Origin of the sequence: Shewanella sp. Isolate11, assembly GCF_022398315.1 — a bacterium.
Classification (GTDB): domain Bacteria; phylum Pseudomonadota; class Gammaproteobacteria; order Enterobacterales; family Shewanellaceae; genus Shewanella.
The window spans coordinates 1-11,703 of the sequence record NZ_JAKEVF010000002.1 but is presented as its reverse complement, the minus strand read 5'-3'; the positions used below and the strand labels follow the sequence as shown (position 1 = coordinate 11,703).

The 11,703-nt window shown below is 43.6% G+C and carries 12 protein-coding genes and 1 rRNA gene; 5 read left to right on the top strand and 8 right to left on the bottom strand.

The features are described from left to right. Positions 1-4: 4 nt before the first annotated feature. Positions 5-334, top strand: coding sequence for a hypothetical protein (locus tag L1D21_RS05235; RefSeq protein ID WP_239844207.1), 330 nt, complete (start codon positions 5-7; stop codon positions 332-334). Here the strand turns inward: L1D21_RS05235 and L1D21_RS05230 are convergent. Genes L1D21_RS05230 through L1D21_RS05220 form a run of 3 tightly spaced genes read right to left on the bottom strand, consistent with a single transcriptional unit; the run spans position 327 to position 3,380 of the window. Continuing rightward, entirely contained in the window at positions 327-1,850 is a 1,524-nt protein-coding gene (locus tag L1D21_RS05230) for an ABC transporter permease (protein WP_239844206.1), read from the bottom strand. The genes L1D21_RS05235 and L1D21_RS05230 overlap by 8 nt on opposite strands. Next, positions 1,850-2,524, bottom strand: a complete 675-nt coding sequence (locus L1D21_RS05225) for an ATP-binding cassette domain-containing protein (RefSeq protein WP_239844205.1) — start codon at positions 2,522-2,524, stop codon at positions 1,850-1,852. The genes L1D21_RS05230 and L1D21_RS05225 overlap by 1 nt, the downstream gene beginning before the upstream one ends. Before the next feature lies 1 nt (position 2,525). After that, on the bottom strand, positions 2,526-3,380 hold the full coding sequence (locus tag L1D21_RS05220) for a putative selenate ABC transporter substrate-binding protein (RefSeq protein ID WP_239844204.1): 855 nt from the start codon (positions 3,378-3,380) through the stop codon (positions 2,526-2,528). Between the two features lie 260 nt (positions 3,381-3,640). Between L1D21_RS05220 and L1D21_RS05215 the strand changes: the two genes are divergently transcribed. Next, entirely contained in the window at positions 3,641-4,315 is a 675-nt protein-coding gene (locus L1D21_RS05215; RefSeq protein ID WP_239844203.1) for a response regulator, read from the top strand. Then, entirely contained in the window at positions 4,306-5,655 is a 1,350-nt protein-coding gene (locus tag L1D21_RS05210; protein WP_239844202.1) for an ATP-binding protein, read from the top strand. The genes L1D21_RS05215 and L1D21_RS05210 overlap by 10 nt, the downstream gene beginning before the upstream one ends. An 11-nt stretch (positions 5,656-5,666) precedes the next feature. Here L1D21_RS05210 and L1D21_RS05205 read toward each other — a convergent pair whose 3' ends face one another. Further along, positions 5,667-6,362, bottom strand: coding sequence for a 2OG-Fe(II) oxygenase (locus L1D21_RS05205; RefSeq protein ID WP_239844201.1), 696 nt, complete (start codon positions 6,360-6,362; stop codon positions 5,667-5,669). Between the two features lie 293 nt (positions 6,363-6,655). On the opposite strand from L1D21_RS05205, the gene L1D21_RS05200 reads away from it, so the two are divergent. Continuing rightward, on the top strand, positions 6,656-6,982 hold the full coding sequence (locus L1D21_RS05200; protein WP_239844200.1) for a DUF3135 domain-containing protein: 327 nt from the start codon (positions 6,656-6,658) through the stop codon (positions 6,980-6,982). Here L1D21_RS05200 and corA read toward each other — a convergent pair. Continuing rightward, positions 6,977-7,924 carry a magnesium/cobalt transporter CorA gene (gene corA, locus L1D21_RS05195; protein WP_239844199.1) on the bottom strand — a complete coding sequence of 316 codons (948 nt, stop codon included), beginning with the start codon at positions 7,922-7,924 and terminating at the stop codon, positions 6,977-6,979. The genes L1D21_RS05200 and corA overlap by 6 nt on opposite strands. A gap of 151 nt (positions 7,925-8,075) precedes the next feature. Then, positions 8,076-8,441, bottom strand: a complete 366-nt coding sequence (locus L1D21_RS05190) for a hypothetical protein (protein WP_239844198.1) — start codon at positions 8,439-8,441, stop codon at positions 8,076-8,078. A gap of 166 nt (positions 8,442-8,607) precedes the next feature. On the opposite strand from L1D21_RS05190, the gene L1D21_RS05185 reads away from it, so the two are divergent. Next, positions 8,608-9,360 (top strand): DUF2057 domain-containing protein, encoded by a 753-nt coding sequence (locus L1D21_RS05185; protein WP_239844197.1) that lies wholly within the window; start codon positions 8,608-8,610, stop codon positions 9,358-9,360. Between the two features lie 11 nt (positions 9,361-9,371). Here L1D21_RS05185 and L1D21_RS05180 read toward each other — a convergent pair whose 3' ends face one another. Further along, positions 9,372-10,355 carry a patatin family protein gene (locus L1D21_RS05180; protein WP_239844196.1) on the bottom strand — a complete coding sequence of 328 codons (984 nt, stop codon included), beginning with the start codon at positions 10,353-10,355 and terminating at the stop codon, positions 9,372-9,374. Positions 10,356-11,292: 937 nt separating this feature from the next. Continuing rightward, positions 11,293-11,408, bottom strand: a 5S ribosomal RNA gene (rrf, locus tag L1D21_RS05175). Positions 11,409-11,703 lie beyond the last annotated feature (295 nt).

The following is an 11,703-nucleotide window of genomic DNA, read 5'->3' as shown; positions in this document are numbered from 1 at the left end:
AAATATGTGGTGGCGCAATTTAATCGTATTTTTAGCCTACGCACTCCTCGGGGCGCACTTTCTCAGATACGGCCAAACGATGCTGTGTATTGCCTATGTCATCGCGCCTATCCTGCTTTTTATGCGCCAAGTTTATGCAATTCGCCTATTACAATTGGGTTTACTGGTAAGTGCTATTTTTGTGTGGGGAAGCAGCACCTTTGACTATGTGCAAATGCGCCAATCGATGAACGCACCTTGGCTCAGGCTGGCGGCTATCATGTCTGGCGTGATTGTATTTACCTTAATCGCAGCCTACTACTGCCAAGCCTTGATAAAGCGTCGAATTAACTAATACAGGAGGGTTGCCCAAGGTTCACACCTTGAGGCAGCTGTCTAGCCAATAATCGCCGGGCAACGACATCAACAACAACATTAAGTAAGGCGGTGATCATTAACAGATATAGAGCATTGCTATAACGGATCTCGGCAAAGGCACTGTCGATATAAAACCCCAGCGTAGCAATACCCAGCACACCAAAAATTGCGGTTTCTCGCAAAATCACTTCAAAACGATAAAACAGCAACGACATAAGGTTTGGATAAATACGCGGTAAGATCTCAAAAGCAAAATGATCACTGTTGGCCTTATATGTATTACTGGGTATAAATGATGCGTCTTGCCGAGAAACCAGATAAGCGATTAACGCGCCATTATGTAATGCCAATGCCGCAATGGCTGGCAGCATCGAAGGCCCCAGCAGCATCATAAAAATAAAAGCTAATAAATATTCAGGAGTTGAACGCAGTAATAACAGAACCAACTGCCCAGCCCCTGCGCCGATATTGCCACAACGATGACGACTGGCACAGGCATAACCTGTTAGCGCGAGCAGATGAGTCGCCCCCAGCGCGGTAATGGCAAGTACCAGGGTGGCCGCGGTTGCGGGCAGTGCTTGTTCTATGGTTAATCTCTGCCACCAATGAAAACATTGGACTAATCCATCTGTAAAAGCAACGTGGCCATATACTATGGCTTTAATCCCTGGCGGCAACAGATCGTGGCTAACAAATTGCCAAATCAACATGCCATCAATGGCACCCATTGGCGGAAGGCTAAACAGTGCCAATAATAGGTAAATAGGCATTAATGCGCGTTTGGCCCAAAATGAGATACTGCCGACTAGCAATATCAACAAAATTAATAGCGCCGCACCTTCGTGATAATTCCCTTGCCTAAATGCCGTTTCTAGATAAAAGCCTACCGTGGGCATGCCGACAAACCCCAGCACGGCACTACTTCTAAGGGCGCATTCGAAGCGGTAACGCACATAGGCAAAAACAAGCGGATAAACATGGCCTAACTTGCCATAAACATAGCCACTGACTCTATCGATATTGGACGGTAAGTTTTGCCCAGTCTGACTCGGAGCCTGCTGCAAAATATCGTGAAACACCCGCGCAAACGTGGCGCCATAGGGTAAGGCTATCGCCACTATCCCTGTGATGGGCGATAAACCAAACAACTGCAGAAACAGCAAGGCCCAGAATATCTCATGTATGCCACGCACCATGGCACATATCCCGGCAACTACAGCGGATTGATAAATAAAAGCCAGCGGAATGCCAATCAGCAGCCCACACACGACTCCCAACAGCGCAAAACTCACCGTGAGCCATAAGGCATGAAATAGCGATTCAGTAGCAAAGAAGTCGGGAGTGATAAAGCCAAGCAACATACGAGAAAACTCGTTCCAAGGCTCGAGAGAAATGACATCGATATCGGCGAAATATAACCCCAATAACGCCATCGACCAGACAGTAAGAGTTAAACGTTGCCAAGGCCCAATAAAGTGCAATTTTGAAGTCATTAAGATACAGCTTCAACGAATTGATTATCAAAGAACTCACTCAGCATCTGCTCGTTAAGTTCGCACGCCAATTGGTTTAAAGCCACCTTGCCCTGTTTGAGGCCGACAACTCGGTCAAAGTGCCCTAAGGCTAAACGACAATCATGCAGCACCATTACCACGCTGGTATGTTGAGCTAAAACATACTCAAGTAAGCGGCTGGCCATCACAGGGTCCAGCGCCGAAAACGCTTCATCCCCTAAAAAGGTATTTTTTTGTTGATAAATTGCCCGAGCAATAGCGACTCGTTGACGTTGGCCGCCAGATAAAGCAGACACTCGAGTATTAAGCGCAACAGGTAATTCAAGCAGATCGCAGAGGGTTTTCACCTCCGCCAAATGACGCTTAAAAGGCCAAACTAGGTTAGCCAGATTATAGGGCCAACCATGACGGCATAAGGCCCCCATATAGATATTATGGAAAATACTTAAGTTTTCGACCAAACCTTGGGACTGAGAACACAGCGCGGCATCAGACTCGAGTTGATGAAAGATATGAGTCAACAACGTGGATTTACCCGCCCCCGAAGCACCGACAATAGCAAGTTTCTCTCCTTGATTGATGCTCAGAGATAACTGATCAATAACCGGCTTATCGTCATAATAAAGCGAGACAGAATCGAGGGCTAACAGCATATTAATCTAATAAGCCAATGGTTAAGGCTACCGACTCGATCGGTTCATAATCCTTATTGGTGGCAGGCACAAAAGACTGACGGGGGAAGCTGGCGAGCAGATCAGGATCTTTCATATTCAGTAATGCCGTTTTAAGTTTCTCACTAAAGCCAGCCCCATAGGTGTTATCAACGCCCGCACGCACCGTCCATTGATAATCAGGATAAGCTGGACTTTCCCAAATCACTTTGACTTTATCTGTGTCGATCTGTCCTTTCTCAACCATGCTGTCCCATACTTTATAATTAACCGCGCCAATCTGATACGCCCCCGCTTCCACTTGGGCTATAGTTCGGCTGTGATCGCCAGAAAACCCCACACGAGAGAATATCTGATCGACCTTTTTACCCATGTTACGTTCGATATAAAACTGCGGCATTAGTCGACCTGATGTCGAACCTTTAGAGCCAAAGGTAAAGCTATAGCCGTTTAGGTTGGGGAAATTAGTTGAATAGTTCAATTCAGTAGAGCGATGAGCAATGAAATAACTCTTAAAGTATTGATCCTCAAAACCTTGAGCAATGGCATTTGAACCGGGAACTAAACGTCTAGCCTGCACACCCGATAAACCACCAAACCAAGCTAATTGCACCTGGTTATTACGAAACGCAGTCACTGCCGCCGCATAAGATTTTACGGGAATATAGTTAACTTCTACACCTAATTCCGATTCTAAATAACGCGCCACCTTTTCAAAACGGGTCTTCAGCTGACTCTCGTTTTCGTCGGGAATCGCAGTAAAAGTAAAGCTTTGTGCCCAAGATGCCGGCATAACAACACAGGCCAGCAGTAAACACACCGTTTTAATAAATGACATCAAATATATTCCTAATTGAAAGTAGAATGATTTTAACCATTAAGCATAACTAATCCTACCAACTTACTCGATTTTTAATCGTGGATCGACGCCTGAGTTTAAATTGCCTTTATGTCAGTGCCTGTTAAGCTAACCAGTTATAAACTGGCATTATTCAGCGGGTCTGAACTCGACTGTCTGAAGCTAAAAAACAGGCCATAAAATATGGCAATATAAGCGGACTACAAAAGTTCAACACTTGATTAATTAGGCGAACGCAAATGAGAATTTTGGTGGTAGAAGACGATCCTATCCTGTCGCACCATTTAAAGGTACAACTTGGCGAACTCGGTAATCAAGTTCAAGTCGCATTAACCGCTAAAGAAGGATTCTTCCAAGCAACCAATTACCCCATAGACGTAGCAATTGTCGATTTAGGCCTACCCGACCAAGATGGTATGAGTCTAATCAGAGGCCTCAGAGAAGCCGGTTTAAAAGCCCCAATTTTAATACTTACGGCGCGAGTCAATTGGCAAGATAAGGTCGAAGGCCTTAACGCCGGAGCCGATGATTATCTAGTTAAACCTTTTCAAAAAGAGGAACTCGTCGCAAGGTTAGATGCTTTAGTGAGACGCAGCGCAGGTTTCGTAAAACCCATCATCAGCAGTGGCAGTTTAGAAGTAGATCTTGCAGCCAAACAGGTATCGCTCAACGAGCAAACCATGGAAGTCACTGCATTTGAGTATCATATCCTAGAATACCTCATGCGCCATTGTCATGAGGTTGTAGCAAAACAGCGCCTGCTAGATGTAATTTATGGCGATAAAGAAGGCGATCCTAACACTATTGAAGTCATGGTCAGCCGTTTGCGTAAAAAGCTGACTAAAGGCGGCCTTGATAACGCCATTGCAACGATCCGTGGCCAAGGTTACAAATTCAATTTACCATGCAACTAAAATTTCCATTTAGACGCCGATTACTAACGCGGATGTTTGTCACCGCGTTATCCCTTATCGCGCTGGTCGGTTTTGGTTTGGCCTGGTTAATCAATATTCTGTTTGCTCAAAACCATTACAATGAAGAAACCGCCAAACTCATCGCCGAGATCCCCAAAGTCGCAGCAGAGCTCAAAGAACACAATATCATCCCAGAAAACACCAACTGGCTCGAAGAAAATACCACGCCACAAAAGTATATCCTCGCCAGCTGCGATCAAGATTATCGCCAAATTTGGAGCTCTTCGCGCGCGACCGTTCTGGGTTTATTCGATACCTGTGAGCGTTTTAATAGCATTCGCTTTGATTCGCCCCCTTACTACCTCACCTTGGCCGACAGCAAAAACTACTTTTTATACTTATTGCCAGTAGAGCTTGGTAAGCAGCAATACAACCTACTGGTCATAAAAGATGCCCAAAACCTAGAGCAGGAACTGGATAAATTCAGCCATAGAACCTACTGGCGATTGGGAATGATCATCGCTTTAGCGTTATTTTTATTGATCAGTGCAGGTTATTGGGGAATGCGCCCATTAGTGCGTCTTCGCAACGAGCTACAGCAAGTAAGCAGTGGTAAAGCGCAATCGCTATCGCAAGATTACCCCGTTGAACTCGAAGGCGTCACCCAAGCACTAAACCAGCTTTTGGTGCAATCTAACGCTCAGCAAGAACGTTACCAAAACGCCATGAATGATTTAGCCCACAGTTTGAAAACTCGCCTTGCCGCTGTGCATGCGATAACCGATGACAACAGCCTGAGTAAATCATTGGCAAATGACAAAATAATGGAACAAATTAGCCAGATGGATCAACTGGTTAAATATCAGCTAAAACGCGCTATGCTTGGCCGCAAAGGTTTAAAACAACAGCAAACCTTGGTCGCGCCTTTAATTGACCAACTGTCACAGATGTTATTTAAAGTGTATCGGGATAAGCAGGTACAATTGCACTTAGCGGTCTCAGCAGAACAGGTATTTCCCGGTGATGAAGGTGACTTGATGGAACTATGTGGCAACTTGATGGAAAACGCCTTCAAGATGTGTATATCTCAAGTCGGTGTCAGCGCCAGTTACAGCGACAATGGGGAATTTGTATTGATAATCGAAGACGATGGCCCTGGGATCGCCGAAAACATCCGTAAGCGTATCCTGCAGCGAGGTGTGCGCGCCGATACACAAAGGCCGGGACAAGGGATCGGCCTCGCCGTATGCCATGAAATCGTCTCGAGCTACAACGGCACCCTGAATATTGAAACCTCAGAACTGGAAGGTGCCAAATTTATCATCCGTATTCCGCTGTAACTCAAGCAGCCTTATTTTGCCGGGGTATATAACTTTTCAGCACGATTAAACATCACCCATGAGGTGGCAATATACTTATCGCCACTAATTGGCATATTACCTCTATGGCTATGGGTAAAACCCGCAGGGGCGATCACCATAGTGCCTTTTTTCGGCTTAACCTTACGTTGTTGGTAATAAAACTCGGTTTCACCACCTTCCTCAACATCATTGAGGTAATACATGTACAACACAACACGATGCAAGGCCTCATTATGGCCTAGTTGCGGAAATTGCTCAGAATGCCAATGAGGATAACCGCCCTTCTGCTTTTGATATTTTTGAATGTTGATGCTGCCGCTACGATACAGATATTGCACTAAGGGCTGAACACGAGAACGCCCAAGACGCTCAAAATTGTCCGGGGTTAAGGTTTGCGGTTGGCCTTTTTCATCGGCAACCGCTACTGCTACAGCCCCCATTAAGGCCATGGGATACTTTTCGAAATAAAGGGCACTATTTTTCAAAGTGTAATTAAGCAGCTCATGTCTTAAAGGCGTTAGATCTTCGAAAGCATCCATGGTGATATCATGGCTAACCTTCTTCTCTAAATCGACACCTTGTCCGGTTTGTCCATCAGTTACACCTGGATGCTGATTAAAAGCGGTCATCAAACGGTCGCACAATTCATCTGGGATGGCGTTAGGATAAACTTCGATAAAATCCATTAAAAACTCTCTAGCTGAGGTTATTCATAAACTTGGTTATGCTGACATAGACCCCTAGGCATTGCAAAGCAAACGAAGAACTCAAATATCAAAACCCTATTTGTGGTGCTCGGGATATTAACCAATCGGTATAAGAAAGTGATTGGTATTAGTAGATCCATTCAAACAGTAAAACTAAAGCAGCAATAATCACTAGCAAAGCCATAAAAAAGACTTTTTCTGCAACATTTTCATCAGCAACTAAAATTAATAGAAGTGCTAAGTATTAATACTACTTAATACAGGGAGAACCCATGGTTGAATTACCTAATTTTGACACGCTGAAATGGTTAGCCAAACACGATCCAGACAAGCTAGCTGCATTGCAAGATGAGCTTAGTCAAGCAACAATTGAACAGGCGAGTGAACATCATCGACCTCAATTACGGGCTCGTCTCTATAACTTTAATTTGAAAATGTCGCGTTGCAACAATCCTTTAGAACGCTGTATTCTTGCGGCTAAAATGGTCAATGATAAAGTGGTCTTTCTCAACCAAGTGGTTACCAATCCCGATGCCTATATAGAACAAAGGGCAAGTATCTTGCCCTATTCCGTTCAGAAAAAAGATCAAGCGTTATAGCCAGCCTTTACGCTTAAAGAAAAAATAAGTTGAAGCGGCGCTGCCGAACATCATTAATATCGCCATTGGATACCCTAACTGCCAACTGAGTTCCGGCATATTGGCAAAGTTCATCCCATATGCACTAGCAATTACCGTTGGCGGTAGGAAAATCACCGCCGCAACCGAAAATATTTTAATAATTTTATTTTGTTGTAAACCACTAAAACCCATAGCTGCATCGAGCAAAAAGTTTAATTTATCGAAAATAAACTGGCTGTGGGGCATCAAAGACTCGATATCCGATAACATCTCACGCAGATCTTTTAAATCTTCATCGGTCAACTTACCGCGATAATAACGCTGCATATAACGTAACGAGCGCTGAGTATCGAGCAAACTCAAACGAATTTTACCGTTTGAATCTTCCTGCAAAGTGATTAACTTGAATACATCATCAAGCTCGTCACTTTCAAAAACTTGTTCACCCACATTCTCCAGTACCGAATACACATCTTCAATTAAATCAGATAGGTAATCCACTTTGAGATTAAATAGCTCCAAAAAGAGAGCCTGAGGTGTTTTAACATCTAGACGTCCTAGACGCAGGTAATTACGCAGTAAACGAATCAAACCCACATCATCTTCTCTAAGCGTCACCAGAAACTGTGAGCGCAGGTTAAAAGAGATGTTAACCCCTTTTACATCCTGTCCCACTCGCTGCGGAAACAATGAGTTAATGTGCAGACCATCCTTGTTTTGATAAAAACGTGCCGAGGCTTCAATCTCATTGATATCCTCCTCTTCAGGCAGTTCCTCAACAGAGTAGCCACGCAACCATTCACGTTCATCATCTTCAGGTTTAAACAGATCTAACCATAAGGTGCCAGCAGGAACACTATCTTCAATATTAAGCTCAACAATAGATAGCTGACTATCTTGGTAAACATAAGCGGTGATCATAGGGCCTCCTGAAAAAACACTCTGATGAAAAGAGCCAAATCAAAGCGCAGGGAAAAATATTGTTTATTCTACCGAATAAAGTGCGCTTGAACAGCTTTGTTAGCCTTTAATGAACAAGCAGGTGCAATCGCAAAACTATTCAACATTGATACTATTGAGATAACGCAGGTGCTATTACAACTCGCTCTTGATTAGATAAGCGCACTTTAATGCCATCAACCGTGGTTATCTCATTAATACCGATATCACGCTTGTGTACTCGATAGATATTACTGTTCCCATCATTGGGAGAAACTATGGTGACATTGACAATTTCATTACCTGATTGCCATGACCAGTACCAATAACCACCACTGCCAAGCAGAGCCAAGGCCACAATAGCCATGGCAATATATTTAAACAACAAGCGTTGCCCTTGCTGCGTCGCCGTTTCACGTCGCGATTCAACCTTAGGCTTTCTGATATAAAACAGCGCGCCAGCGATAATAAGCAAGGTAATAAGAAGTTTGGTAAGCAAAACACACTCCAAAGCAGGGTTTTTAAAATTATAACCCTAGCAAAAGGGTTTAACTGTTATAAAGACCGCATCTAACAGAAAAATATCATAATTATCAAGCTAACACATTTGCAAACCAAAGCAGCAATGCTATAAAACAACTACCGAGTCCCCAAGCTACAGTCCTATGAAAATTATCTTATTAATCCTAATTAGTAGCCCACTATTGTTTATATCCAGTGCCTCTGCTGCGGTAAATATTCATCTTCCCAGTGAAACTGAGCCACTACTGCTCAATGGCAAAACTATCGATCAACGTCAGCTTCAAACTGAAAATGGCCAGCAGCAACTTGTATTCAAATACCTTGAAAGTTATCGCCAATTCGGCAGTCAACGACGCTTCACTTCCGAAGCCATCATTCTCACCTTTAGTGCAAAGGATGATCACTACCAAATCAAACTCCCTGAGATAAACTCGGCCAAAGAGGCTGAACGATTCAATAACAAGCCAATGGTAGAAATTATCGATAGCAAAGGCGTCAATTTGGATTATCAAATCGATACATTGCGTAAGCAAGGAATGCAGGTTGGACGTAACTATCCACTTGAAATAAAGCAGTACAATAGCCAAGGTAAAGTTGCTGCGATCAGCCAGCCACAATCGAGTACGATGACATCAACACACCATACCGAAATAAAAAGTACATCAATTAACAATACAACAGTAGACAATCAGCCTAAACCGCAAGCTTCAACAACGACAACGGCTTCCACAGCTGCGATTATTGCGGCAACAGACGCTAATAATACTCCGCTATCTGAAGACGTTAGCAATAACAGATCACAGTATGATATCGGCAAGATGCTCGACTTTTGGTATCAACAAGCCGATGAGCAAACCCGCAAAGCCTTTAAAGAACGGATCGGCGTCGATAAATAAATGCAGTTAAACTAGTGATGTTTTAATTGGCCATATTGATTAATAAACTCAACACCCGCTTGTCGCCCCATTAAGTAATCATTATTTAACTCATCATCTGAACTGCCTAATAACTTACTGTGTAGCTCAGTCTGTGGAAATATCTGAACCACCTCAACCCCTTTAGGTGGAGAAGCAATAAAAGACAATGATCGCTTATACTCAGCTTCATGGTGCACATAATAATATAGCGCTTTGGGACAACGATTAGATGAACAAATCCAACCTTTCAGGCGGTTTACCCATGGCGTATAAGCGGCGTAGGCCTTAGGCATGGTCCTTATCACAACGATCTTAGTTGCCCCTCTGCGATATGCCTCCTCAACCGGCAGCGGCGCAGACAAGCCACCATCAACATAAAAGTCATCTTCTACCTTCACCCCTTGACGATACAGAAACGGCAGGGCGCTGGATGCTTTTAATAATTTAAGCCAATTCTCTTTTGTTGGTTTCCTAAACTCAGCCAGATAGCTTGAGCTATTTGTCATGCTAATCAGCAGCTCTCGATTATGGAGCTGAGCTACACCCGAATCCATATTCAAACTAAACTCAGGCCGCTTAACCTGATCAAAATACCAATCTAAATCGACAGTATGCTGGCCCTTTATTCCTCTAGCTAGATTAAAAAACTGCGGCTTGCGAGAAAGCTGAGTAATTGATGTTCGAGCAAAACCTATCTGCCCCGTAAGATAGCTAGATAGATTTTGCGCGCCTGCAGATGTACCAATCAATAATGAAAACGGGTTGAAGCCTTGCATTAGCCACTCATCGAGAACACCTGCGGTAAAGATGCCACGCTGCCCACCACCTTCAGCAATCAATGCAGTCGTCGCTTCAGGCGAAGAAAAGGAGCGTCCCTCATCATTCGAAGCTTGAAGAAAATCAAGATGGCCAAAACGATCTAGTAAATTATGATCATTAAGCGTCTTTATTTCATCATTAAATACCGCTGACATCTTCAAATTTCCAATGTTAAAACCAATATACTAAATTTAATCCAGTCAAGGCTGACTGTATAACGGATAGTTTCAATCGAGGAGATAGGAAAAGTCTATTAGATACTGCTAAGCAAACAAAAATTCGGGTTAAGAATTTCACATGTGACTAAACGAAAAAATCCCCAACAAATAACGCTGGGGATTTATCGACTCTCTTACGAGTTAATTTTTGTCTTCACTACTTCTCTTATAAAGAGGAAAAGTGAAAACCAAATAGGCGCCTGGAAATGACCTACTCTTTATTATCCTTCAAAGGGGACACATGGGGAGACCCCACACTACCATCGGCGCGATTGCGTTTCACTTCTGAGCACCAGCGGCGATAAGGAGCGGATGGGAGCAGGTGTTTTAGTAAGTATTTCAAAAGTCCTTAAACGAAAAAATCCCCAACAAGTAATGCTGGGGATTTATCGACTCTTACGAGTTAACTGTTGTCTTCACTACTTCTCTTATAAAGAGGAAAAGTGAAAACTAATTAGGCGCCTGGAAATGACCTACTCTTTATTATCCTCGAAGGGGACACATGGGGAGACCCCACACTACCATCGGCGCGATTGCGTTTCACTTCTGAGGCGCCCGCAGCGATGAGGAGCGGATGGGAGCAGGTGTTTTAGCAAGTATTTCAAAAGTCCTTAAACGAAAAAATCCCCAACAAATAATGCTGGGGATTTATCGACTCTTACGAGTTAACTGTTTGTCTTCACTACTTCTCTTTATAAAGAGGAAAAGTGAAAACCAATTAGGCGCCTGGAAATGACCTACTCTCACATGGGGAGACCCCACACTACCATCGGCGCGATTGCGTTTCACTTCTGAGTTCGGGATGGGATNACGAGTTAACTGTTTGTCTTCACTACTTCTCTTTATAAAGASGAAAAGTGAAAACCAATTAGGCGCCTGGAAATGACCTACTCTCACATGGGGAGACCCCACACTACCATCGGCGCGATTGCGTTTCACTTCTGAGTTCGGGATGGGATCAGGTGGGGCCACAATGCTATGGTTTCCAGACAAATTCTGTTTTTTAATCGCTTGCTACTGCCTCGTTTGTCGGCCTTACTCGGCGCTGCACTTCTCATGTACTAAAGTACACTGCGAGGCTCGCTTTGTCGTAGCGTTGCCAACCAAGCCATTAGCTTCGCTGACTGCAATTAAATAATTTGAAAAGCTGCTCTCGTCTCTATTTCAAAAACAAGAGATATAAAATGGGTTCACACTCAATCAAGTGCCTGTATTCTTTTGTTCAAGTATCACCATCACGACCTCCATGGATGGAGGAAGTGCCGAGAAATGATTGGACTCATTT